This window comes from Ignavibacteriales bacterium (assembly GCA_016709155.1).
Lineage (GTDB): Bacteria > Bacteroidota > Ignavibacteria > Ignavibacteriales > Ignavibacteriaceae > JADJEI01.
This window is the reverse complement of the sequence record JADJEI010000013.1, coordinates 702,074-727,445: the sequence shown is the minus strand read 5'-3', so window position 1 is coordinate 727,445 and position 25,372 is coordinate 702,074. Positions and strand designations below refer to the sequence as shown.

General features: G+C 35.2%; 26 protein-coding genes and 1 pseudogene. 8 read left to right on the top strand and 19 right to left on the bottom strand.

Features of this window, described 5'->3' with window-relative positions; all coding sequences use genetic code 11:
* Positions 1 to 93: 93 nt before the first annotated feature.
* From lepB to IPH11_16705, 3 genes are read left to right on the top strand one after another with little or no spacing between them, the layout of a single operon-like run.
* Entirely contained in the window at positions 94 to 1,044 is a 951-nt protein-coding gene (lepB, locus tag IPH11_16715) for a signal peptidase I (GenBank protein ID MBK6915218.1), read from the top strand.
* A gap of 16 nt (positions 1,045 to 1,060) precedes the next feature.
* A complete protein-coding gene (locus IPH11_16710; protein ID MBK6915217.1) occupies positions 1,061 to 2,329 on the top strand; it encodes an insulinase family protein in 1,269 nt (422 codons plus the stop codon).
* Positions 2,326 to 3,687 carry an insulinase family protein gene (locus tag IPH11_16705; protein ID MBK6915216.1) on the top strand — a complete coding sequence of 454 codons (1,362 nt, stop codon included), beginning with the start codon at positions 2,326 to 2,328 and terminating at the stop codon, positions 3,685 to 3,687. Before IPH11_16710 ends, IPH11_16705 begins: the two co-directional genes overlap by 4 nt.
* On the opposite strand, the gene IPH11_16700 is transcribed toward IPH11_16705, so the two are convergent.
* The 8 genes from IPH11_16700 to IPH11_16665 all read right to left on the bottom strand — a co-directional run bounded on the left by IPH11_16700 (position 3,663) and on the right by IPH11_16665 (position 9,530).
* The gene (locus IPH11_16700) at positions 3,663 to 4,208 is read right to left on the bottom strand and encodes a hypothetical protein (protein ID MBK6915215.1); all 546 of its coding nucleotides are present in this window, start codon (positions 4,206 to 4,208) and stop codon (positions 3,663 to 3,665) included. The genes IPH11_16705 and IPH11_16700 overlap by 25 nt on opposite strands.
* Before the next feature lie 70 nt (positions 4,209 to 4,278).
* The gene (locus tag IPH11_16695) at positions 4,279 to 4,701 is read right to left on the bottom strand and encodes a hypothetical protein (GenBank protein MBK6915214.1); all 423 of its coding nucleotides are present in this window, start codon (positions 4,699 to 4,701) and stop codon (positions 4,279 to 4,281) included.
* Positions 4,698 to 5,480, bottom strand: coding sequence for an enoyl-CoA hydratase/isomerase family protein (locus tag IPH11_16690; GenBank protein MBK6915213.1), 783 nt, complete (start codon positions 5,478 to 5,480; stop codon positions 4,698 to 4,700). Before IPH11_16690 ends, IPH11_16695 begins: the two co-directional genes overlap by 4 nt.
* Positions 5,481 to 5,488: 8 nt before the next feature.
* Positions 5,489 to 6,079, bottom strand: coding sequence for a hypothetical protein (locus tag IPH11_16685; GenBank protein MBK6915212.1), 591 nt, complete (start codon positions 6,077 to 6,079; stop codon positions 5,489 to 5,491).
* A 140-nt stretch (positions 6,080 to 6,219) separates the two neighbouring features.
* Positions 6,220 to 6,648, bottom strand: coding sequence for a hypothetical protein (locus IPH11_16680; GenBank protein MBK6915211.1), 429 nt, complete (start codon positions 6,646 to 6,648; stop codon positions 6,220 to 6,222).
* A 295-nt stretch (positions 6,649 to 6,943) separates the two neighbouring features.
* Complete coding sequence (locus tag IPH11_16675) at positions 6,944 to 7,405, bottom strand: DUF2231 domain-containing protein (GenBank protein MBK6915210.1); 462 nt, start codon at positions 7,403 to 7,405, stop codon at positions 6,944 to 6,946.
* A 92-nt stretch (positions 7,406 to 7,497) separates the two neighbouring features.
* Positions 7,498 to 8,229: a tRNA pseudouridine(38-40) synthase TruA gene (gene truA / locus IPH11_16670; GenBank protein MBK6915209.1), complete on the bottom strand. Its 732-nt coding sequence runs from the start codon at positions 8,227 to 8,229 to the stop codon at positions 7,498 to 7,500.
* Complete coding sequence (locus tag IPH11_16665) at positions 8,226 to 9,530, bottom strand: MgtC/SapB family protein (GenBank protein MBK6915208.1); 1,305 nt, start codon at positions 9,528 to 9,530, stop codon at positions 8,226 to 8,228. Before IPH11_16665 ends, truA begins: the two co-directional genes overlap by 4 nt.
* Positions 9,531 to 9,734: 204 nt before the next feature.
* Here IPH11_16665 and IPH11_16660 point away from each other — a divergent pair, with 204 nt between their 5' ends.
* Together IPH11_16660 and IPH11_16655 are read left to right on the top strand one after the other, a co-directional pair.
* On the top strand, positions 9,735 to 10,133 hold the full coding sequence (locus IPH11_16660; protein MBK6915207.1) for a response regulator transcription factor: 399 nt from the start codon (positions 9,735 to 9,737) through the stop codon (positions 10,131 to 10,133).
* Between the two features lie 28 nt (positions 10,134 to 10,161).
* Positions 10,162 to 10,584, top strand: a complete 423-nt coding sequence (locus tag IPH11_16655) for a response regulator (protein ID MBK6915206.1) — start codon at positions 10,162 to 10,164, stop codon at positions 10,582 to 10,584.
* Positions 10,585 to 11,026: 442 nt separating this feature from the next.
* Here the strand turns inward: IPH11_16655 and IPH11_16650 are convergent, their stop codons facing one another.
* The 7 genes and pseudogenes from IPH11_16650 to IPH11_16620 form a co-directional block, all read right to left on the bottom strand.
* On the bottom strand, positions 11,027 to 12,313 hold the full coding sequence (locus IPH11_16650) for an NAD-dependent succinate-semialdehyde dehydrogenase (GenBank protein ID MBK6915205.1): 1,287 nt from the start codon (positions 12,311 to 12,313) through the stop codon (positions 11,027 to 11,029).
* Positions 12,314 to 12,321: 8 nt separating this feature from the next.
* Positions 12,322 to 13,437, bottom strand: a pseudogene (locus IPH11_16645) (serine/threonine-protein phosphatase).
* Positions 13,438 to 13,447: 10 nt separating this feature from the next.
* A complete protein-coding gene (locus IPH11_16640; GenBank protein MBK6915204.1) occupies positions 13,448 to 14,716 on the bottom strand; it encodes a peptidase M64 in 1,269 nt (422 codons plus the stop codon).
* A gap of 13 nt (positions 14,717 to 14,729) precedes the next feature.
* Positions 14,730 to 15,872 carry a mechanosensitive ion channel family protein gene (locus IPH11_16635; protein ID MBK6915203.1) on the bottom strand — a complete coding sequence of 381 codons (1,143 nt, stop codon included), beginning with the start codon at positions 15,870 to 15,872 and terminating at the stop codon, positions 14,730 to 14,732.
* Complete coding sequence (locus tag IPH11_16630) at positions 15,869 to 16,456, bottom strand: orotate phosphoribosyltransferase (GenBank protein MBK6915202.1); 588 nt, start codon at positions 16,454 to 16,456, stop codon at positions 15,869 to 15,871. The genes IPH11_16635 and IPH11_16630 overlap by 4 nt, the downstream gene beginning before the upstream one ends.
* A complete protein-coding gene (locus tag IPH11_16625; GenBank protein MBK6915201.1) occupies positions 16,453 to 16,743 on the bottom strand; it encodes a 4a-hydroxytetrahydrobiopterin dehydratase in 291 nt (96 codons plus the stop codon). The genes IPH11_16630 and IPH11_16625 overlap by 4 nt, the downstream gene beginning before the upstream one ends.
* An 86-nt stretch (positions 16,744 to 16,829) precedes the next feature.
* The gene (locus IPH11_16620; GenBank protein MBK6915200.1) at positions 16,830 to 19,334 is read right to left on the bottom strand and encodes an ATP-dependent Clp protease ATP-binding subunit; all 2,505 of its coding nucleotides are present in this window, start codon (positions 19,332 to 19,334) and stop codon (positions 16,830 to 16,832) included.
* A gap of 354 nt (positions 19,335 to 19,688) precedes the next feature.
* Between IPH11_16620 and floA the strand changes: the two genes are divergently transcribed.
* From floA to IPH11_16605, 3 genes are read left to right on the top strand one after another with little or no spacing between them, the layout of a single operon-like run.
* Entirely contained in the window at positions 19,689 to 20,660 is a 972-nt protein-coding gene (floA, locus tag IPH11_16615; GenBank protein MBK6915199.1) for a flotillin-like protein FloA, read from the top strand.
* Between the two features lie 2 nt (positions 20,661 to 20,662).
* Positions 20,663 to 21,226: a hypothetical protein gene (locus IPH11_16610; GenBank protein ID MBK6915198.1), complete on the top strand. Its 564-nt coding sequence runs from the start codon at positions 20,663 to 20,665 to the stop codon at positions 21,224 to 21,226.
* Entirely contained in the window at positions 21,226 to 23,229 is a 2,004-nt protein-coding gene (locus IPH11_16605; GenBank protein MBK6915197.1) for an ATP-dependent helicase, read from the top strand. The genes IPH11_16610 and IPH11_16605 overlap by 1 nt, the downstream gene beginning before the upstream one ends.
* 687 nt (positions 23,230 to 23,916) lie before the next feature.
* Here IPH11_16605 and IPH11_16600 read toward each other — a convergent pair.
* The 4 genes from IPH11_16600 to IPH11_16585 all read right to left on the bottom strand — a co-directional run bounded on the left by IPH11_16600 (position 23,917) and on the right by IPH11_16585 (position 25,265).
* On the bottom strand, positions 23,917 to 24,066 hold the full coding sequence (locus IPH11_16600; GenBank protein ID MBK6915196.1) for a hypothetical protein: 150 nt from the start codon (positions 24,064 to 24,066) through the stop codon (positions 23,917 to 23,919).
* 122 nt (positions 24,067 to 24,188) lie between these two features.
* Positions 24,189 to 24,347, bottom strand: a complete 159-nt coding sequence (locus IPH11_16595) for a hypothetical protein (protein MBK6915195.1) — start codon at positions 24,345 to 24,347, stop codon at positions 24,189 to 24,191.
* 31 nt (positions 24,348 to 24,378) lie between these two features.
* A complete protein-coding gene (locus tag IPH11_16590) occupies positions 24,379 to 24,906 on the bottom strand; it encodes a hypothetical protein (protein ID MBK6915194.1) in 528 nt (175 codons plus the stop codon).
* A 182-nt stretch (positions 24,907 to 25,088) separates the two neighbouring features.
* Positions 25,089 to 25,265 carry a hypothetical protein gene (locus IPH11_16585; protein ID MBK6915193.1) on the bottom strand — a complete coding sequence of 59 codons (177 nt, stop codon included), beginning with the start codon at positions 25,263 to 25,265 and terminating at the stop codon, positions 25,089 to 25,091.
* Positions 25,266 to 25,372 lie beyond the last annotated feature (107 nt).

The following is a 25,372-nucleotide window of genomic DNA, read 5'->3' as shown; positions in this document are numbered from 1 at the left end:
TAGTGAATATTCAAATCAGAAATATTTGAACTTAATTTTTAATCTAAAATAATCTTAACTTGCATTCCAAAATTTCAAAATAGGAGCAGTCAATTGTCATTTACAGAAAATTTAAAAAAGATATTTCAACACAAAAAAGAAGAACCTGTAAAACCGAAAACACCAAAAGAAAAAGTAATCGAGTTTATAAAGCAGTTATTATATGCCGCCGCCGCCGCTTTTGTTATTATCACATTTGTAATTCAGAATACAAGAATTCCAACCGGCTCTATGGAAGATACAATTCTGGTTGGTGATTTTGTGCTTGTAAATAAATTTGTTTACGGTTCAAGCTCGCCTAAATATATACCATTAACAGAAACGGAAATACCTCATTTCAGACTTCCGGCATTCAAAGATCCGCAGGCAAAAGATATCGTTGTGTTTGAATTTCCAGGAAATAGAGATGAGTTAGTTCCGGAAGAGCTTGGTGTAAACTATGTTAAAAGATGCATCGGAACACCGGGTGATACAATTGTTATTGTTGATAAAGTTGTTTATGTAAATGGAAAAGAATTTTGGCGCCCCCCTCATATTAAATATTACGCCGGAAGATATTCTATGAACATGCAATCAATTCCAAAAGGAATTGCAAACCCGAGAATTTTCCCCAAAGGCATGCCCTGGAATGAAGATAATTATGGTCCGCTTGTCGTTCCTTATGAAGGCTTCACTGTTCCATTAAATATAAATAACATTGAACAATGGAGAATGACGATTGATCGAGAAAATGGAAAGCGCATTGTTGATATTCGGGGAAATGAAATTTTAATTGACGGCAAGGTTGTAACCTCTTATACATTCAAGAAGAATTATTACTTTATGATGGGCGATAACCGTGATGACAGTCTTGACAGCAGGTTCTGGGGATTTGTTCCAAGAGACATGGTGGTGGGTGAGGCTTTCATTACCTTGTTTTCGTGGGATAGAGACATTCCCTTTTCTGAGTTTGTGAAACTCATCGGCTCGATTCGCCTTGATCGCGTATTGAAATTATTACATTGATGAGTAAATATTTTTTATGAATCATCTTGACCTAAAGTATGAAAAATACAAGCTTCAGAATGGTCTTCAGATAATTTTACACAAGGCAGATAAACCCCACCTTGCTGCCGTAAATCTATGGTACAAAGTCGGTTCCGCTTATGAAGTTAAAGGCAAAACCGGTTTAGCGCATCTTTTCGAACACATGATGTTTCAAGGCTCACTAAATGTACCGAAAGAGATGCACTTCAAATATATTCAAGAGGCAGGGGGATCACTAAACGCCTCTACTGCTTTTGATAGAACCAACTATTATGAAAAGCTTCCATCAAATTATCTTGAACTTGCTTTGTGGCTTGAATCAGACAGGATGGGATTTTTTCTCCCCGCACTCACACAGGAAAAACTTGATAATCAAAAGGACGTTGTAAAAAATGAAAGACTTGAACGTTATGATAATCAGCCTTATGGCTTAGCATGGGAATTAATTCTTGCCAATATTTACCCGCAAGATCATCCATATAATTCATCTACAATCGGCTCGATAAACGATATTACAAGTTTTACTATTGATGATGTTACTTCATTTTTTAAAAAGCATTATTCACCGGCAAATGCTTCTCTTGTTATTGCAGGCAATTTTGAATTCCAGCAGGCGAAAGATTTAGTTGAAAAATATTTCGGCGAGATTCCTGATTTTTCCGATTCCAAATTACCTGCGGCGCGGAAAAATCATTTGATTGAAAACAAAATTTTTATTCATTACGATAATGTTCAGCTCTCAAGAATTTACTTCGTTTGGTCATCGGTCAATTTTTTTCATGAAGATGAGTCCGCATTAATTATTCTGGCAAATATTCTTACTGATTCGAAAAAATCAAGATTGTACAATTCTATTGTTTATGAAAAAGAAATTGCTCAAGATGTTTCAGCGTATAATTTTTCAGGAAAGTTCGGCGGTCATTTTATGATTGCAGCTACGGTTAAACCAGGTAAAAGTATTGAGCAAGTTAAAGATGAAATCTTCGGTGAATTAAAAAAGATTGCAGTTAATTCAATTACTGAAACGGAGCTGCTAAAAACCAAAAATATTTTAAAGTCTCTTTTTATTTATTCTTTACAAAGGCTGGATTCACTTGCTGATATAATAAATAGTTATGACTATTATTTAGGTGAACCCAACAGCTTGTCTTTTGATCTCGAAAGGTTTACAAATTTGAAAACTGAAGATATAGAAAGGGCTGCAAATAAATATCTAACAAGCCCATATTTTGAATTAAGGATTCTTCCGGAAAAAGATAGATGACTTTTATAAATCGAAATCTAAAACCCGAAGCAACTCCAGAACTTGATTACGAATTTCCTTCGTTTCAAAAATTTACTCTGTCAAATGGAATAAACGTATTTCTACTTCAAAGAAATGAATTGCCGATAGTTCGGATTATCGCGCAGATTGATTCGGGAAGTGCACACGATCCTTTAGAAAAAAAGGGACTTGCGAGGCTCTTATCAAATTGTATTGATGAAGGTGCCGGAGAATTTGATGCCCTGCAACTTGAAGAAGAGTTTGATATGCTTGGCACGCAATTTAACATTGATTGCAGTGACGACATTACGTCATTTAATATTTTAACACTTACTGAAAACATTGACAGGTCAATTTATCTCTTAAGTTTAATTCTTTTATCACCTCACTTAAGTGAGCAAAATTTTGAAAGAGAAAAAAGAAAGGTCCTTACGCGGCTAATCCAGGTAAAAGACAATGCAGAATACATTGCGAATAGAAATTTTTACCAGAAAATATTTGGAGAACAAAGTTTTTATGCTCATCCATCTTTAGGCTATGATTACACTGTAAAAGAAATTTCAAATAATGATCTGTTACATTTTTATAAACAATATTATTTACCGAACAATTTATCAATGATTATTGTTGGGAATATTTCTAAAGAGCAATTGGTAAATAATCTCGAAAAATATTTTGTCAATTGGAAATCAACTTCACACATTAAGCAAGAAAATTATTCCGAAGCAGTTACTTCGCAGAGCTATTATTTCGTGAATAAAAAAGACGCCGTTCAAACAGAGATTAGAATTGGACACTCTACCAGGCAGCTTGTCTATGATAATTTTTTCAAAAAAATATTTTTAAATACTGCTTTTGGCGGATACTTCGCAAGCAGACTTAATAAAAATTTAAGAGAAAGGAATGGATACACTTACGGAGTTTCTTCTTCAAACTTGTACTTAAAATACTCAAGCAAAATTTCCATCGCTGCATCTGTCAGCTCAGAAGTAACACGCAAAGCGGTTGATGAAATATTTTATGAAATTAATAAACTTAAATATGGATTAAATGCTGAAGAATTTGAATCTGTCAAGTCTTATCATATTAAAAAATATCCTCTTGATTACGAAACAATCAGTAGTTTAGCAAATAGGATTTCCTTTAAACTGCAGTTGAATTTGCCCGATGATTATTTTGCCAGTTACATTAATAAAATAAAGGATACAACATTAGGCGAGGTTAATTCGATCGCCGATCAATTTATTGATGAGACTAAATGTGTTGCAGTATTAGTTGGCAGCAAGGAAATAATTACGGAACAATTTGCCGATAAAAATTTAATTGAACTTAATTATAACGGAGCAGCGCTCACTTGATTCATCTTTATAACTTCGGATGGATTAATGAACTTATAACCTATTTTTTTCACACCGGCAATCTCATCATCAATGGATAGATAATCAGCCGAACTAATTAAGACCAGTTTTGCTTCTCCATCGCTCATCGAGTTTAATAAGTCATGAAATTCACCGGCTAAATTAAATTCCGACGAAAGATGAAAGATGTTATCTTTATGCAAAAATCTTAGTTTGCTTTTTTCCAACCAATCAATAATCATTTCTCCTTTTGATGAATTGAAAAGGGATGATTCATCATCAATCATAAAAAAAGCTGCATTGCCAAAAGAGTTTATAATTGCTTTTACTGAAAGCTGCAGCCGATCAGCGGAATATCCCGTTTCAAGTTTATAATCTACTTCGGTTATATCATCATTTAATATTAAGGAAAATTCTTTATTGCAATTATCTAGAATTTTATTCAATTCGTAACCGGGGTAAAATAAGAATGAAAATCTTTCAGCCGATGAGTTGAGTATTTTAAAGTTATCTTCATCCAAATGATCCCCGTCATAAATGATAAACCCGATCGAAACCGACTTACGGTGAATTGAATTGTCATAATCAAAATCAGCCTTCAGAATTTTTTTTTCGCTTGAGAATATTTCTAATGTTGAAAGACTGCCTGTTTTTTATTTCATTCGATAGGATAGCTGTTTCGGTAGCAGAGAAATCTTCAAACACTTGATTCAATAAAACAGGAATTGGAAGATCGGAAGGAACACGAATTATATAATTAGTGAAAGAAATGCTGGAGAATTTATCCTTCACTAACTTTTTGTTTATCCATTCATCATTAAATCCAAATTTTTTAATGGCATCATAAAACATCTTGTTGATTTCAGCTTCAGAGACATTTTTTTTTACATCAGTTTTAAGCGGATAAATTTTAGCAACGACTACATTGATCAACAACAATAAAACAGCAATTGAAAATAAAAGGATGGAGATTTTCTTTTTATCTTTAATTAGACTAGTCAGAAATCGGATCATTTATTTTTGAACTCTGCTTTACGTTTTTCGAGAAAAGCTGCAGTGCCTTCTTTAAAATCCGATGTACCGCAGCACAGAGAGAAAAGAGAAGCTTCATAATTTTGCCCCTCCTTTGAAGACATTTCATCAACAGCATTAATTGAAGCGACAGCGAGTCTCACTGCCTGCTGAGCCTTAGATGCGATCTTCTCAGCAAACTCAAAGACTTTTGAACTTAACTCTTCTTTCGGATAAACTTTATTAACTAATCCAATCCGTAATGCCTCTTCAGCATTAATCATATCTCCGCTTAATATTAATTCCATCGCCCGTCCTGAATTAATTAATCGTGCAAGCCTTTGCGTTCCACCGTAACCAGGAATAATACCAAGATTAACCTCGGGCTGTCCGAACTTTGCATTATCAGAAGCAATTCGAATATGGCATGCAAGTGATAGTTCACACCCACCACCAAGAGCAAAGCCGTTCACTGCTGCAATCACCGGTTTGCCGCAATTTTCAATCAAATTAAAAACTGATTGTCCGTTCTCGGCAAAAGATTTAGCTGATAGGACATCGAGTTGATTTATCTCAGCAATGTCTGCACCGGCGACAAAAGCTTTTTCGCCGCTTCCGGTTACGATTGCAACAAACACGTCGTCACTTTCTTTTATGAAACTGAAAACTGATTTTAATTCTTCTATGACCGTATGATTTAATGCATTAAGTTTTTCTGGTCGGTTGACAGTCACTAAAGCAATATGATTTTTTACATCGAATAATAATGTCTGGAAGTTCATGATATCTCCTAAAAACTAATGAATAATGGTAATCTTACTTTTAAATCGAACCCGACAAATTGATTGTCGGTATAATAATTATATGTAACTAAAAATTCCGTTAAGAACATTGAGATCCCGGCACCGGCGCTAAATCCAATTTTGGAATTGCTTTCAAGAAAATTGGACTTTCCTGTTCCTGATTTGAACTGATGAAGTTTTTCATAATAGCTGTAAGCAAAAGAAAATTCAGAGAAAGGAATAATTAAAACGATTTGCTCCAAGACCGGCGGAAAAAAATATCGGATTCCTAAATTTATTGGCAGTACGTTAGTTGAAAAGTTTGAATAGTCTGTTGTTTTGTAGAAATCATTTGAACCGGGGAAAGTTTCAAAACCTATTTTACTAAATATAAAAAACGGTAAATATTCATTGTCTGTGTAAGACAATTCAAGATTAAATCCATATCCCAATTCAGAGGAGGTGGCAAAATCAAAAACCGGCAGTCTCGGTCCAACTCCAATTGCGATGAAAAACCCGCGAGCTTTATCCGATGGAAGCTCTTTTCCAAAGTTTAGTGATGAAAGAATTATTAATAGAATGGTGAAGTACTTTTTCATTTAATTTTATTTTCTTCAGTAGAAAATACAAAAAAAATCTAACTGAATTAGTTTGTTTTTTCAATTACCTTTTTTGAAAACAGATAGTTAAAAAACACTGCAAATAAAAATATGACAATAGCCCCAATTGTTAGGAATTCTTATACAGATTTACCGGGTAAAAAGAAACCTTCCCAACTTTCATATCGAGCAGCGAGAAAAAGATTAACGAATAATTTGTTATCACAGCCAAAACCTAAAATCCATAACCAAATGGTCGTAAAAATTAGAGAGGATAGAAAATAAAAATTCTGAATTCGGTTAATCAATAATCCTATCGAAAACGAAAACAATACGAAAATGATCAACGGGAAATAATCAAATTTTTCAAATTCCGTTTGAATAACTTCTGAAATATAAATCAGGAAAAAAACGAATGCGCTCGAAATGATTTTTTTTTTCTTCATAGAAACAGAAAATAAAATCACCGCAACAACTGAAGCAATATTTGAAAAATTCCAAATCAGATAAATAGGATAATCTATTAATGAGGAAATTCCGAGTTCATAAAAAATTATCCGGTTTCGCAATCCTAATTTCTTTCATCAGCAGCAAAACACCACCAATGATCAACGCTGGTAACAATATTAAGAGAAGCATATTGACCAGGTTAAACGAACCGGGCTCTATTAATAATTTTTTAGAAAAGAGATAAATTCTTTGTCAGTTAAGAGGAAAATAAATATGAGAATAGAGATGTGAAATCTGAAACCTAAAAAGATAAAATAAGTATCATATGAAAAAATCTTAAAAGATAACCTGCTGCATTTATTAAAATGATAAGGATAAGAAATGCAGGCAGGTTTTTTTGAGGATTGAAGGAAATCATTCTTCCATAATTTTTATTTTGTATTCAGTTCCTATGCCGTGTTGAAAAACCATTTGTCCACCGTGTTCACCTGTCTCATATACAAAATATGTCCCAACAATTGCAAGCACAACAATTACATATTGAATTGCACCTGTAAATTTTTTCTTGACAGTTAAAAATGTTCTAAGAACAAGAAGAGCAGCAAAATACCAAAGAGTGATATTAGCAAATCGTTCATGTTCTTCTAATATATCGCTTGCTTTTTTGTTCCAATACTCAAAATTTTCAAAAGCTTGTTTACCGGTAAGCACTGCCGCAACTGCACCAAGAACTCCAAGAAATAGAAATAGGTGTGCTGCTTTCGAAAAAAAATCCTTCTTAAATAATACACCAATAATCTCAAGCAGAGCATAGATCAATAAAAAAGCAATCGGGAAATGAATAATTTTTGGATGAAAATATCCAATAAATTCCATATTAACCTCTATGATTGTGAATTAATTAGTTAGTTGAATTAGTCTAATAAATATGACAAAATATTATTTAAGCGCAAAATAACAATACAAACTCAATCATAAAGAACTTTGTAAAGAAATAATCCTTTAGCCGGAGCTGCACCGGCTGCAAGCAAAGTATCTTTTCCCCTTAAAATTTTTATTATAGATTCCCTTCCTAAGTTTTGTTTCTGCGCATTCAATAAAGTTGCAACTATAATCCTTACCATTCCATGCAAAAATCTATCAGCTTCGATTCTGAAAAGGATAATATTTTTTAATTCTCTCCAATGTGCTGAATAAATAGTACAGACTTTATTTTCAAGGGAGGGATTTTTACGACTAAGCCCTGTAAAATCATTCGTACCGATTAACGCATTGCTAAGGAGATTCAGCCCCTTTAAATCAATCGGTTGATGCAGGCGGTAACTATACTTTAACAGAAATGGCGATTTAATTTTAGAAATAAGATAGAAATAAATTCTTCGATTAGCATCGAATCTTGAATGAAAATTCTCATTTGCTGACTCCATCTTAGTAATTGAAATATCAACTGGTAAAATCCCATTTAATGAATGTTTAAAGGAATAAATATCAATAACTTTTTTCGTTCGGAAGTTAGCCACCTGACCGACGGCATGAACTCCGGCATCAGTTCTTCCTGAACCAATCAGGTTTATTTTTTCTTTTAGAATTAAATTTAATGCCTCAGTAATTTTTTGTTGAATTGTAGCAGCATTTTTTTGAATTTGCCAGCCTGCATAGTTAGTCCCGTCGTATTGAATTTCAAGTTTGTAATTATTCAAAGTTTGATCACCAGAAAAAATAGAACAAGAAGCTGAATGAGAACTAATAATCCTAATCCACGGACAACAATTTCTTTTAATTTTTTATCTCCCCAGATTGAAGCAATTATCAGTTTCACAATCGTATTTGTGGCGGCGACTATAATGATGGCTTCTGAAGCGATTCGAAATGATATTCGTTCATTCACAATTTTAGAAACCGACAGCACAATAGCATCAACACTTGAAATACCGCCAAGAACACTGGCAGCATAAATTCCAGTATCGCCAAAATAATTCTGTGCTGCTTTGGAAAGAAAAAGAATCCCTGCAAAAATTAAACCGAATACTAAAGCTGATTTTATCTCAAAAGGATTTTTCACTTCGACTAACTGGATGGAATTTTTGATAATTCTTTTTGAATAATAATAGCTGATCATAAAACCTGAAATGGAAAATATTGATAGCAAAATCCAAAGTGATGAAGCTAATGAGAGATTCAATAAAAATATTATTACTGCAATTCGTAGAAACATAATGGATGAAGCCAATAAAATCCCGAGCGCAAATGTAGTCGAATAGTCTGGTTGAATTTTACTCTTTCTCGAAAAAGAAAATGCAACAGCGGTGCTTGAAATAAACCCGCCAATCAATCCGGTGACAGCTAAACCTTTATTTTTACCATAGAATTTAATAACAAGATAACCCAAAAGACTTATACCACTGACCAGAACAACCATTAACCAAATCAATCGTGGATTGAGTACTTTTAGCGGATCAATCGTTTTATCAGGTAGCAAGGGTAATATGATGATGGTTATGATTGCCATTTTCAAGGTTGCATAAATGTCCTGTTCACCTAAACTGCCGACAATATTATGCAACTGAATCTTTAATGAGAGAAAAACAGTAACAATGACTGCTGCTGCAGCGGCAAGTAAAATCAGATTCCAATAAACCAGTGCCCCTAATAAAAATGTAAGTAGTGCAGCAATTTCCGATGTGCCACCTACCTTACCATTTTTAGAAGACGTAATGTAGGAAGCAATAACAAGGCTGGAGAAGGCAATAAAGATAACCGGCAAAATCCATATGACTGAAAATTCAGAAATGATTGCGGAGATAAGCCCAAGAAGTGCAATTAATGTGTATGTACGAATTCCAGCAAATATTTTTGAGCCCTCAGCCCGAGAATGCTCTCTCTCCAATCCAATCAAACTGCCAATCAGAAGCACAATAATGATTTTTTGCAAGAGGAAAATAAATTCGCCATTTTCAATGAATGGATCAGTGATGAAAAAATTTTCAGGGAAAAATTTCACTTCAGTGCTCTCTGATTTAATGCAAGTTTAGAATAAAATATTTTTTCAATAACGTTTAAACTTATCTAATATTATTCTTTTAAGAAACTACCATAAACGTATTGAGTGAAATTATAGTCCAAAATATGAGAGTTATTTCATCAATATGCTGACAGTAACAGAATGAGGGAAAAGATATTTTTACATCGGTTATATAGATAAACAATGCAAGAAAAACTAAAGTTACTAATTATTGATGACTCCGAAGCCGTTCGTGAAGCTTTGAAAGATATTCTTTCGGAAATAACGACCGTTGAACTAATTGGGGAAGCAATGGATGGCGAATTCGGAATTGATTTAGTTGCAAAACTCGAGCCGCATGTGATTATTCTGGATTTAAATATGCCGAAAATAAATGGACTTGACGTTCTAAGTTTTGTAAAAAAAAATTATCCCTCAATAATTGTTATTGTTATGACTAATTATCCGACTGAATATTTTAGATTAAAATGTGAAAAACTTGGTGCAGATTACTTTTTTGACAAGTCAAATGAGTTTGAACTTATTTATAAGGCTTTAGATGATGTTCGTAAAAAGCTTAAAATCTTTCAGGAAAGTAACTAACTGCATTATTTATTAAAATGGTAAACGTTTGTTTGAAATAATAAACCATAATCAATCGGGAATTAAAATACTTGTTGTTGAAGATGATAGGACAAGTCAACAGTTAATAAAAATATATTTAGATCAAAAATTTGCTGTTGAAATTGTTAATTCTGGAGAAGAAGCTATTGAAAGTGCAAAAAAAAATCTCTATGATTTAATCTTAATGGATATTAATTTAGGGCAAGGAAAAAATGGAATTCAGACATCAATGGAAATCAGGAAATTATCAGAATATATTTCTATTCCGATTGTTGCTATGACTGCTTTTGAGAAATCTGAAATTGTTGATTTTTTTTCTTCAAATGGTATGGACTTATATTTAGAAAAACCTTATCTTAGACATCATCTTTTAGAAGTTATTGATAAAGGATTACAACAAAAAATTTTAAACCCTGAACGCCGGGAGTAATAACCAGCCCTCCCTCCTACCCTCACACAGCTTCCGGCTTCAGGGTGTTTAATGATAGAATATTTGTAAAAAGATTGTTTTCGGAAATAACACCTCAGTTCGTAATTAACTCTTCTCAGCTTTAAGCTCCACCATTATTTATTTACTCATTCTACGCGGTTGTCATACTGCTGGCATTGCCATTTAGTATCTAAATTTGTAAAAAATTGAGATTCTGATCCCTATTCATCGGGACCGAATGACATTTGAGCTTTTTTGTGTAAGTTGGTTATTTAGAAATAGATTGTGGGGACTAATCAATATCATTTCTATTAATCAAATGAATAGCTTTGAATGGGTTTCAAATGAATATAATTACGTTGAAAAAACGCGATTTGAAATTTGGAGTAGGAAATTATAAGTCCAATTACGAAGGCAAAAGGAGTTTTTATGAATGGAAAAGTTACTTTATAAAAACTGTTTTAATATTTACAAATTCTCTGATTCCGAAAGTTGATAATTCTCTGCCGTAACCACTTTCATTGATTCCGCCAAATGGCAAGCGCGGATCCGAGCGGACAAATTCATTAACAAAACAGCAGCCGGTATTTAATTTTTCTTTCGCGATAAATTCTCCATGCGTTTTATCAGAAGTAAATACTGCAGCTCCTAATCCAAAATTTGATTCGTTTGCGTTACGAATTGCCTCTTCCTCATTTACAACTTTTATCAGTGCTGCAACCGGACCAAATAATTCTTCTTCAAAAGCGGGCATTCCTTTTCTAACATTAGCGAGTACAGTCGGTGGATAATAAGCCCCATTGATTTCGGGAATTTCTCCGCCAAGTAATAATTTCGCACCAAGTTCAATACTCTTTAAAACTTGTTGATGAAGCTCATCACGTAATTGAATACTTGCCTGAGGACCTATTGAATTGGATTCATCAAAAGGATCTCCCATTTTTTTGGATTTCATTTTTTCTAAAAATATTTTTTCAAATTCATCATAAACTGATTCAACAATGATAAATCGCTTAGCGGCGATGCAGCTTTGTCCTCCATTTAATAATCTCGCCGTTACACAACATTCTGCTGCTGATTCAATATCAGCATCCTCGAGAATTAAATAAGGATCGCTTCCGCCCAATTCCAATACAGTTTTTTTTATTAAAGATCCAGCAAGTGATGCGATGGATTTCCCGGCAGTAACGCTGCCAGTTAATGTAACTGCTTTTATTAGCGGATGTTTAATTATGGGTTCAATATTTTTTGAAGATACGAGAATTGTTCGGAAAAGTCCTGAAGGAAAACCTGCTTCCTCAAATATTTTTTCGATGGCTAATGCACATCCGCTAACATTAGAAGAATGCTTTAAAATAGCAGCATTGCCAGCCATCAAAGTTGGGGAAGCAAAACGAAAGACCTGCCAAAAAGGAAAATTCCACGGCATCACAGCAAGTACTATTCCAATTGGTTGAAAACTAATAAAACTTTTTTGTGCATCTGTTTCAACTATTTCATCAGTTAAAAACTTTTCTGCATTATCAGCGTAATAATCACAAACCCATGCACATTTTTCTACTTCTGCCCGAGCTTGTACTATTGGCTTTCCCATTTCAAGGGTCATTAGTTTTGCGAATTCTTCTTTTCGTTTTCGGAGAATCGCTGCTGCAGATCTGATTTTAGAAGCACGAAATTCGAATGAAGTTTTACGCCACTTAATAAATTGTTCGTGTGCTTTATCAACAATGGATGATAATTCGCTTTAAGAATATTTATTAGCCTCTCGTCGCCATAATTTTCAAATTGTGCATTTGCCGAGTCCGTGATTCCATCCGAATAAATTAATAATACATCATCTTTTTCAAAGTTAATATTCTCAACGGTAAAGCGTGCCATGGGAGTTGGCCCTAAAACCGGACCAGTTGGTTGAAGTAAAATAATTTCATCGGAATTTTTTCTGACAAACAAAGGGGGGTTATGACCTGCATTTGCGTAAAGAAACAAGCCGCTTCTATCGGTAGAAAGTTCACCATAAAAAAGCGAAGTAAATTTATCATCGGCAAATATTTTGTTTACCAGTTCATTCATTCGTTTCATCAATGGGGCAATTTTAATTTGAAAATTCGACGCCATACGCAATGCACCCGAAATGTACATCGCTTCAGCAGCAGCGGCTAAGCCTTTGCTGGCAGCATCACCAAGTGCAATTCCTAACCTATCAAGATCATCACCAACCTGCAGGTAGTCAAAAAAATCTCCGCCGACAATTTCAGCAGGGTCTGTCACTCCAAAAAGCTCGTAGTTATAAAAAGTGAAATGATGCTCCGGCAAAATAGATTTTTGAAGTTCCCGGGCTTTATCAATATCGGCTTTAAGAATTTTAGCTCGCTTGGAATATCTCCTTTGTTTAATTTGTGAGGTAAGAGCAGTGGCAATGATGTTTAGTGTCAATCTCAACTCTTCATCTATGTGATTACTATTCAGTGCGAGGATATATTCATAATAAATTTTTTCATTAATTTTTATTTTATCACCCACACCAGAGGCTGAATATTTAAAAATTCCTTTCTTGCGAAGTATCGAATTAGTTTCATTTCCGAGGATTGTCCTTTCTTTAGCGATAAGATCAAAGATTGGATATTCAGTGAGCTTTAACTGAAAGTCCGGACGGATTTTCTGAAGTTTTCCTGTTTGATAAAATAGCCGATAAGCTTTTGATTCAACTTCTAATTTCCAAACCCGTCCGCCTATAACGTTTATGTCTTGTTGTTCAACGAGTTGTTTCAGAACTTCGATGAGCATTTCATCTTCGTTAAGAAATTTTTTTGAAGCAATGGTTTCAACTGTTTTGTGTAATTTTTTTTGATCCATCGTGTTTAAATTATTTTGAATAAAAATCTATCATTGCCTGAAGTGATCGTTTACAAACCGGACAAAAATTATCCACTGAAATAGATTTCATCGTACAATCCTGCATCGGACGATATACCCCCTTTTCTACGTAACCACCACCTTCGAATGCTCCAACTTTGTTTTTAAATTCTATCGTTGCAGGAGTAGGGATTAATGTTTCATCATCAACGAGGTCTTTCCATTTGGATTCGAAATTAACAAGCGTGGTTATATTTGGATCGAGTGGCTCAACATCGAGCGAGTAAAAATCATTGTATGCCACATCAGAAGTGTAATATTCATCTGCCAGCGAACCAAAACCGTGTCCAAATTCATGAACAAATACATATTCGGCATAACTGTTATTATTCATACAAACAGAATAATGATTATAAATAGAACCACCACCATATTTACTACTGTTCACTAAAATATAAATCTGATCGTATGGAGCATTAGACGCTACATTTCGTAGTGTCTTATTATCTGAAGTCATTAGATATCTTTCAAGATCAAATGTATAAAAGGAAGTATTCACTAAAGTCTTTTTCCATATATCTTCTGCTGGTATGTCAGTACCAGACTCAACAGAGGGAGCTTCGATTCCCCAGATATTAAATTTATTTTTGTTCTCCTTAAAGGGTGAAGCATTAAAAAAATAATCTGCAAATCGTTCACAATCTTTTTTGAAAAGGTCCATTTCCTCGGAAGTATAACCGTCGGGAATAATTACAATGTCAACATTAGTTGATGGATTGCCGGAATGAATAATTTCGAACGAGTTGTAAGCAGCTTCCCTTTCAGTTTTGATGAAATAATTTTTAGGATCAATCTTGTATTGAAACTTTTTTATCAGGTTATTCTTTTTATCGCGTCCATAAAATATTACCGTAACATTTGACTTGGGATAGGGAAAGACAACCGTTTCGCTAAAAGATTTTTCAGTCTGCTTTGCTTCATCGGTAGTTTGCCATTCACCAAATAATGTTGAGTAGGTGCGCGAATAAATAGTCTGCTGCGAACTGTCGTCAATCACTTCAAATTTATATTTTCCATAATTAAACTTATCAATCAAATTAATTTTTGACCCGCCCCAAAAAGGTTCCTCTTTCATTTCGTCGAAGGAGTAAGAATCGTGATCTGAATTTCCGGAATGATAGTAATCAATCCGGAGGGTTTTATTTTCGAAATAATTTTCAAAATTTATCTGAGAAAAAATTACAGTTGAAAAAAGAAGAATTAAGAAAATAGTTTTCATAATATTATATCTTTTATTTAGTTGTAAAATGTCGTGATGGATTATTGATAGTAATAATGCGCTGCGGGAATGGTATTTCAATGTTTTCCCGTCTAAAAATTTCATAAATCTTCTCTCGTGTTCTGCATTGAATTTCAAAAACATTTTTATAATTATTTGTTCTACAGGTAAGGCGTAAAACAAGAGAAGAATCGGCAAAGTTAATCAGATAAACTTCCGGCGGGGTTTCTTTAATTATGTCTTCATCATTTTTAACAATATCAAGAAGAAGGTTTTTGGCTCTTTGAATATCTGTGCCGTAGGCAACGCCAATTTCCACAACCACACGCGTTTCAGAAGATGGATAGGAAAGATTTGTTATATGTGATTTTATAATTTCATTGTTTGGAATTACAACAATGTTGTGATCAAAATCTAAAATTTTTGTCGAGCGTATTCCAATCTCCATCACATCACCGGTTTTATTCTCAGCAAAGCGAATGCGGTCTCCAATTCTAAACGGTCTATCAATCATTATTGCGAAACCAGAAATCATATTCGATAAAGTTTCCTGCGCTGCGAGAGCAACTGCCAAAGAACCAACACCAAGCGACACAAGAAGCCCGCTAATGTTTACATCAAACTTTGAAAGAACGGCGACTACAGCAATGAGAAAAATTATTACCTTTGCAAGTTTTTTTATTAGTGGAAAAAGACTGCCGCTCAGGTTTCTGTTCTCTCCCCCATCAATTGATTCGGAATACCAGTCGAGTAAAACCACTGTGAGCTTAAAGGATATAATAACCAGTGTAAATACAAAATACAGAAATAGAAGTACATCAAGTATTTTAGTAAATATAGCTAAGTAGGGATGAGCATTAATAACTGTTGATTTTACTCCAATCAAGAATAGCCAATCGTTCTCGAATATTCCAAGTGAAGCAAAAAGCGCTGCGATTATCACCAGGCGAAAAACCCCCCATCCTATGATCTCAACAAGTTTATCATCTTGTTTTGTTTTTGTTTTTTTTACATAGGGCTGTGCTATTTTTCTGGAAATGAAACTGCTTAACTTAGCTGCAATAATCCCGAGAAAAATTACCGCAGCCGATATGCACAACTGAAATAGTAAATCATTACCAATCAATTCATAAAAATACGTGAGCAGTTTATTCATACTGAAATTTTTCTTGAGCCCGGTTTAATAAGCGGAAGTTTTTCTTTACATAACGGACATTCATCCGCCGAGTAAGAAACTGCATTTAATTTCACTGTACTGAATTGAGGATAGCCAAATTGTACCTCCCCGTTACTACGGTCAACGATAAATCCAACTCCGACGATTTGTGCACCGGCATTCTTAACTATGTCAATGACTTCAAAAACACTTCCACCTGTTGTTACAACATCCTCACAAATTAATACTTTCTCACCAGCTTCAAACGAAAAACCCCTTCGCAGAGTAAGTTTTTTATCTTCACGCTCGGCAAAGATGAATCGTTTATTTAACTGACGAGCGACTTCCTGCCCTACAACACAGCCCCCAATTGCAGGGGCAATGACCGTGGCGATATCATAATCTTTATAATGATCAGCAATCTCTGTACACACAATTTGGTTGTATTGAGGATATTGAAGAACCTTAGCACATTGAAAATAAATATTACTGTGCCTGCCCGAGGTTAATAGAAAATGCCCGCTTAAAAGAGCCTGGCTTGATTTAAATATTTCGATTATTTCCTGCTCGTTGTAATTTTTCATAAAAATTTTTTTTGAATAGATTGAAATATTTTTGCGAGTTGAATATCTTTTTGAGTAACCCCGCCTTCATCATGAGTGGACAGGCTTACCCTTACTTTATTCCAGGAATGAATAAAAATATCCGGATGATGGTTTTCCTTTTCAGCGGCTTCGCCAACTTTATTGACGAAGTTTAGCGCCTGCTGAAAATCCTTAAACAAATATTCTTTAGAGATTTGCCCCGATTTGTAAGACCATCCTTCATAGGAAAGTATTTTAGATTCTATTTCTTTGTTAGATAAACGCATAAGTTCCTCAAATTGTTTATCAAAAATAAGCATAAAAAAAGCGTATTAAAAGTAATACGCTTTTGAATAAAAAAGATTTGTCTATTTCAAACACTTGAAGAGTCGGTTTTTTCCTTAGTTTCATCAGAAATATTCGTATCTAATGATTCATCAAAGAAAACTAATATCTCTGTGTTCGCAATATGCTTTGCAATAATTTTTGTTCCTTCTTTAAATGATCCTTTGAGAATTTCTTCGGCAAGAGGGTCTTCGATATATTTTTGAATTGCACGTCTAAGCGGGCGGGCACCATATTTAGGATCGAATCCTTTATCAACAATAAAATCTTTTGCCGATTGATCAATGACAAGTTCCATTTTATTTTCATGGATATTCTTGAATAGATCTTGAATCTGAATGTCAATAATTTTCATTATATCTTCTTTTTCAAGATTTCTGAAAACGATTGTTTCATCAATCCTATTTAGAAATTCAGGGTTGAATAATTTCTTCATTGCATCTTCAACTGTGTTTTTCAAACTTGAATATCTATCAGAGCCTGACTCACCGCCAAAACCAAATGATGAAATATTTTTTATGTCCTTAGTGCCTATGTTAGAAGTCATAATCAGTATGGTATTTCTGAAATCAACTCTTCTCCCAAGACTGTCTGTAAGTATTCCATCATCGAGCACCTGCAGCAACAGAGAAAAAATATCCGGATGTGCTTTTTCAATTTCATCAAACAATACAACCGAGTAAGGTTTACGCCTGACTTTTTCTGTAAGTTGTCCCCCTTCCTCATAACCGACGTATCCGGGAGGTGCTCCGACAAGCCTTGAAACGGCAAACTTTTCCATGTATTCACTCATATCAATTCTGATGAGAGAATTTTCTGAATCAAAAAGATAACGGGCGAGTGCTTTACAGAGTTCAGTTTTACCCACCCCGGTTGGTCCGAGGAATACAAAACTCCCGATCGGTCTGTTCGGATTTTTCAAACCGGCACGGGTTCTTCTGATAGCGCGGGTTAAAGTTGAAACCGCCTCATCCTGTCCAACGATTACCCCTTTAAGCGCATCTTCCATGTGTAATAATTTTTCCGATTCAGTTTGAGCTACACGATTAACAGGAATGCCTGTCATCATTGCCACAACGGTTGCAATATCATCCTCAGAAACATCGTAAACAATATCTTTTGTTTGATTATCCCAATCACGTTTGGCAATTTCAAGTTCTGCCTGTAAATTTCTTTCCTTATCGCGCAGTCTTGCAGCTTCTTCATAATCCTGACGTTTAACAACGCCTGCTTTTTCTTTTCTGATTTGCTCAATATCTGCTTCAAGATCGAGCACTACTTTCGGTACTTCAAAATTTCCCATGTGCACTCTTGACCCGGCTTCATCTAATACATCAATTGCCTTATCGGGAAGATGCCTATCAGTAATATACCTGTTGCTTAATTTTACGGCTGACTGAATTGCGTCTTTAGAATAACGCACATGATGATGTTCTTCATATTTGAATTTAATATTCTCAAGAATTTTTAGAGTCTCATCATAGCTTGGAGGATCAACCATCACTTTTTGAAATCTTCTATCTAACGCACCGTCTGTTTCAATAAATTTTCTGTACTCATCAAGAGTTGTTGCACCGATACATTGAATATCTCCACGTGAAAGTGCGGGTTTAAACATATTAGAAGCGTCAAGCGAACCGGATGCCCCCCCTGCACCAACAATAGTGTGAAGTTCATCAATAAACAGAATTACATCTTTGGCTTTCTCAAGTTCGTTCATTAATGCTTTCATTCGTTCTTCAAACTGACCGCGATATTTTGTGCCTGCAACCAATCCTGCAAGATCTAAAGTCACAACTCGTTTATCCTGTAAAGATCTTGGAACTTTTTTCTGAATTATTCTTAATGCAAGTCCTTCAGCGATTGCAGTTTTACCAACGCCGGGTTCGCCAATCAGCACCGGATTATTTTTCTTTCGACGGCTAAGTATTTGTGCAACTCGCTCAATTTCTTTCTCTCTGCCTACAACAGGATCAAGTTTATCTTCGATAGCGAGTTTAGTTAAATCTCTGCCAAAATTATCTAGCACCGGAGTTTTTGTACGTTCAATTTTTCTATCAGGGGGAATTTGCTGAGACGATGTGTCTTTTGTTCCTTTTGATGAAAGCATTGAATTTAATTCTGATCGTGTAGCATCATAAGTAATATTAAATTGATGAAGGATTTGAGTAGCAATATTGTCCTCATCTCTTAAAAGAGAAAGCAGAAGATGTTCTGTGCCAATAACGTCTGCTTTATAAATTTTAGATTCAATCTGCGTGATCTTTAAAACTTTTTCAGCCTGTTTTGTCAATGGCAAATTGCCGATTGTCATAGTTCCGCCCGAAGTTCTAACCGTATCTTCGACAGCTTTTTTCAATTTTAACAAATCACAGTCAAGGTTTCTTAACAAACGAACAGCAACTCCCTGTCCTTCTCTAATAACTCCTAGAAGAAGATGTTCGGTGCCGATATAATCGTGACCAAGACGAAGTGCTTCTTCCCTGCTTAGCCTGATTACGTCCTGTAATCTATCCGAAAAATTTCCGTCCATTTTATTCCTTTATTTTTAATCAATAACTTTAACTGCAAAAGCTCTTACTAATATAAAGCCTGAAAATTCAGCAATCAACATTGATATTTGATCTGTGAGAGATTTTGTAATATTTCTCACAATTAAAATAGGCACAATAATTAATTAATTTTGTATGGCAATTTACATACCATTTAATAAGCTTAAAAGAGAGAAATTTAGACTGAAATTATTGAATGAAATCAGACATTTTGTAATATTGACCATTCTGTCTTTGAATCAAACAATATTTTGCTGATGAACATCAGTAAAAATTTCTTTATTTTCATTTAAGTTTTTTTGATTATTTAATTATGGAGAAGTTATGGAAGCAGTATTCGGTTTATCAATTGTAGTAATTATTGCAATCATTTTATTCTTTTTATCTTTTTATATTTTATTCCTATCGGTCTTTATATCACCGCATTTTTCTCCGGAGTAAAATTAAAAATATTTAAAGATCTCGTTGGAATGCGATTGCGAAAAGTTCCACCTGTAATAATAGTACGCAGCATAATCACCGCAACCAAGGCGGGGTTAACTGTTGATCTTCCAAAACTTGAAGCACATTTTCTCGCCGGTGGAAATGTAGTCAAAGTGATTAATGCACTTATCTCAGCAGACAAAGCAAATCTTGGTTTAACTTTCGAGCGCGCTGCTGCAATTGATCTTGCTGGCAGAGATGTTCTTGAAGCAGTTAAAATGTCCGTTATCCCAAAAGTAATTGAAACACCAATGGTAGCTGCAGTTGCAAAGGACGGTATTCAATTGAAAGCAATTGCGCGAATTACTGTTCGTGCAAATATTGAAAGACTTGTTGGTGGTGCTGGTGAAGCTACAATTCTTGCCCGTGTTGGCGAAGGAATTGTTTCGACTATCGGCTCGAGCGCAACTCATAAAGAAGTTTTAGAAAATCCGGACAGAATTTCTAAAAGCGTACTCGCCAAAGGATTGGATTCAGGGACCGCATTCGAAATTCTATCTATTGATATTGCAGACGTTGATATCGGTCAAAACATCGGAGCTATTTTACAGACAGATCAAGCGGAAGCGGATTTGAAAGTGGCGCGAGCAAAAGCCGAAGAGCGAAGAGCTGCCGCAGTTGCAAGTGAGCAGGAAAACATTGCAGACGTTGCCAAACAACGCGCTCGCGTAGTAGAAGCGGAGGCAGAAATTCCAAAAGCAATGGCGGATGCTTTTAGGAGCGGCAATCTTGGAATCTTTGATTATTATAAAATGAAAAATATTCAGGCTGATACTGAAATGAGAGATTCGATTGCAAAACCTGAACAGAAAAAAGATAAATAGTCATGGATAATTTTTTTGAAATACTGATTTATCTGTTCATCATTTTTAGCTTCTTAAGTCCATTATTCAAAAAGAAGAAACAGGGACAGCAGACCGAAAATAAAGTTCCCGATTTGAAGGCGCCTGACAGACAAATTAAGACTACACCCCCGGCAGCAGACTATGATATATTAAAAGAGTTAGAAAATCTTTTTAAAAAAGAAACTCCGCAAAAAATTAATGGCAGTATCGAAACACAAAAATCTGAGCCGAACCTCGATAAAAATACTTCACTTGAATATAAACCTGCTGGTTACGATGAATCTAGCTGGCATACTCCGACTGTTTCCGAGCACACAGAAAATCCAGATTGGAACGATACTCAAATCAAATCGAGAATGTTAAAACCTATTCTTGATAAAAGCATTGATGAGTTGTCGAAAAAATTCGTTCAGTCTGAAGTAGTTAAACGGGATATGGGAAATCCGGTGCAAACAAGAATGCGTGAAGTCTTTCGAAACCAAAAGACTTTCAGAGATTATTACATCTTCAGTGAGATAATCAACAAACCCAAAGCTTTTGATTGATGGAGCAAAAAAAATATCAGCTTAAGAGAATTAAAGATGCGGGCTTCATAAAAAAATCTTTTGACGAAGCCCGTTTCGTTATTAACTATAAAGAATCACTCAACGCTGCACAATATGAAGCTGCCTCTGCCGTTGATGGTGCATACCTAATCATAGCCGGTGCAGGGACGGGTAAAACACGAACTCTTGTTTACCGTGTCGCAAGGTTAGTTGAAATGGGTTACGATCCCGAATCAATTTTACTTCTCACATTTACGCGCAAAGCAGCAAACGAAATGATGAACCGCGCTTCCGTTCTGCTCGATCATCGCTGCGGAAAAATACGAGGCGGCACTTTTCATTCATTCGCTAATCTGACTTTACGAAAATATGCTAAGGCAGTCGGGCTCGATTCTTCATTTACCATTATGGATCAATCAGACAGCGAAGATGTTGTGAATCTCATCAGAAGCCAGGCAGGGTTTATCACCAAAGAAAAAAGATTTCCAAACAAGCAGACACTTGTAAAAGTTTTTTCACTGAATGTGAATACTGACAAATCAATATCCGATTTAATTGAACAAAACTACCCGCACTTTTTAGATCAGCTTGATAGAATTTTGGACATCAATAAAATTTATTCTGATTATAAAAGAAAAAATAATCTACTTGATTACGATGACCTTTTAGTTTATTTAAGAAATTTTTTACTTGAACACGGTCCCGCAGCGAAGTCACTTCTTTCATCAATAAATTTTGTGATGGTTGACGAATACCAGGATACAAATAAACTTCAAGCGGATATTGTTCAAGGACTTGCGCAGAGAAATAACAATGTTATGGTAGTGGGAGATGATTCACAGGCGATTTATTCCTTTCGCGGAGCCAATTATAAAAACATACTTGATTTTCCAAAGCTATTTAAGGATGTAAATATCATTAAGCTTGAAGAAAATTATCGCAGTGTTCAATCCGTGCTTGATTTTGCAAATCACATAAATGATCAGGCAGTTGAGAAATACACCAAAGTACTTTACACGCGAAAGCCGGGGGGAAATCTTCCGTACATTGTTGCAGCATCGAATGAGAATCTTCAATCGAAATTTATTATTGAGAAAGTTCTCGAACTTAGGGAAGAAGGTGTGGCGTTAAATGATATTGCTGTATTGTTTCGATCTTCTTTTTTTTCTTTTGATCTGGAAATTGAATTATCCAAAGCGAACATTCCGTTTATTAAAGTTGGCGGAATGAAGTTTGTTGAAACTGCACATGTTAAAGATGTGCTCGCTTTTCTTCGAATAGCTGCCAACCCGAAAGATGCGGTAAGCTGGTTCAGAGTTTTACTTTTGCACGAAGGAGTGGGACCAAAAACCGCACAAAAAATTCTTGATGAAATTTCTACTGCACGGCTTTCAATAAAAACCCACCCCGATCATCAGCCGTCAATTTTAAAAAATGAAAAACTCAGCCATCTTTTGGAATTGCTTTACAATCTCCACACCAAACAAAACCTGCCCTCAGAAAAAGCGCAGATGGTTGTTGATTACTACTACCCATTATTTAAAGATAAGTATGATGATTTTAATAAGCGCAAAAAAGATCTCGAAATATTTTTGAACATAACGGAAAATTATCGTTCGCTCGATAGTTTGCTTGCGGATATGGCAATCGAACCGATAATTGAAAGCGTAGTGGATGTCGGCACTCCCGAAAAAGATGAAGAGTTCCTTACACTTTCCACCATCCATTCTGCAAAAGGTTTGGAGTGGCATTCAGTTTTTATTATTCATGCAGTCGAAGGATATTTTCCCTCGAGCCGATCGGCCGAAAGTATCGAAACACTTGAGGAGGAGAGACGCCTGATGTATGTTGCCTCCACCCGCGCAAAGCAAAATTTATTTGTCACCTACCCGATGAACCTTTATGACCGCGAAGCCGGAATGACATTATCAAAACCATCCCGCTTCATTTCTGAAATGAAAAAAGAACTTGCCGAAGGCTGGCTGCTTGACGAGGACTATTGATTTAGTCTGTACTTTGCTTCGCGAGTTTAAATTGCTATTTAATCAGTTGGAAGTATATCAAAACCGTGAATGCATGCTGGTTTGAATTTTATTTAGAATACAAAAGGCGCCGGTTATTCGGCATTCAGTGTTAGCAAAAGTAAGTTTATCTTCAGAATAATTTCATTTATTTTTTATCACTTCATTGACCCCACGTTATATGTCCTTGATTATTTTGTTATACCCAATGCCGGCTTAGTAAAGCATGACTTAGTTGTAGTCAGAACTGATGGAGTGAGCGTTAGCATTGACGTTATGTCGGTTAAGTATAACGCAAGTGCGGTGAAGACTGACGCAAGTGTGGTCAAGCATGACGCAAGTCAGGTGAAGCTTGACGCAAGTGTGGTCAAGCATGACGCAACGTGGTTGAGTCCAACAGAAGTAGCGTACAGCCCAACCAAGCTTTGGTAGAGTTAGGAAAGTATTAAAATGAGCGAAAAACGAATTTTCCTAAAGATTGGCATAAAAGGGAAAAAGATTGAATATGGGTAAGCAATTATTTTTTCGATAATGTAAAATCTCCATCAGTTAGTACTTCAATTCCTGTGTTATCATTTGGATCATTAAAATCAAGAGTAAGATTTTGTGAGGCTGTTCCTTTAACGGTAGCCAGCCCGTCTATTATCTGTCTTTTGCTGGAAGAAAAGATTATCTCCCCTCCATCAATCGTTTTAATTGAGCCGCATACCAGAATCCAGGCTGTAATGAATGTGCTATTTGAAATTGCTGACGTGTGGATTCCAAATCTTCCCAGCGGACAATATCATAATCGGCAGAGATTGGATAGAAATCTATCATAAGTTTTTGAGGATTTGCCATCTTATAAAACTTTACAAGCTGAGAATCTCCATTTACAGTTAACCACCATATGGATAAAAGTATGTTATTAACGGACTGCCTTCGAAAGCTGCACTAATGAGTCAACAATATGCATCGGTGTGTAAGCATCCATTGAACGGTGTATGGCTCATCGTGGCTGCGTACCAATATTTGAGGTTTGACCAGTCGGAATCTGATTCGGCTGTTTTAATTTTAGAAATTATTTCGTTATGCTGATGACCGTGAATCCAAATACTCATCCCAACTCTTGCATCATAGGTCTCAATATTATCAATCTATAAAGTTTCCAAGGTTATTATCCCTAAGCCAATCAACACAAAACTGTATCCCATTATCACCATTTGAGTCCGTGTAGAAGGTATCTACCTCATCATTATATATTTGTACTTTCTCCGGTACAGGACCATATCCAAACTTTGAGGGATAGGCGTATGTGGGCAGTTCAAAATACTTAAACAAACCATCTTCGTTAAAGTCTGAGATTTTCAATGTGTCCTGAACAAACACTGTGTCGTGCAATATAAATGTATCCTTTGGTGGATTGTAAAATTTTAGTACCTCTGCATATCTGTATTTTACTTTTATAACACAAACATTTTCGTTTGGATTAACTGTCTCCGGTGTGTAATCCAAAGCCATATTAAATCTTGTTCTGTATACCGCCTGGTCAGTATCGTGACCTGCACCGATGAACGAACCAATCGGAAATTTTGTTGCGCTCGGTTGCTCCTGAGCAAAAACGTCTAACGAAAAAGAGACAAAACCTAAGAGAAACAAGAGTTGTATTACTCGTTTCATTTTATACCTCCGGTAATTTTTAATTTATTATTGATTATTGATTATTCCCATTCCATTTTGAGGGATGGGGGTTCAATTGCTTCATTGCCTATCACTTTGTGATTGAATTGCTTAATTGTCAAATTGCTTCATTGCCTGTCACTATGTGATTCAATTGTTAATTTTTAATTCTTAATTATTCATTACTTTAAAAAGATCATCTTTTTCATATCCGTAAACACCGGGATCTTGTTTTCGTTCTTTACCATTATTTGATAAATATAAATTCCGCTTGCTAAGTTGTTGGTAGTTGGTGGTTGGTTGTTTGTAGTAAACTCAACTTCGTAGAAGCCCGCTTCTTGTTTTTGATTGACTAACACTTAAACAAGTTCCCCTTTGATATCATAGACATATAGTTTACATAACCTCTTTCTTTTAACCTATAACTTATCGTTGTTGATGGATTGAATGGGTTAGGGTAGTTCTG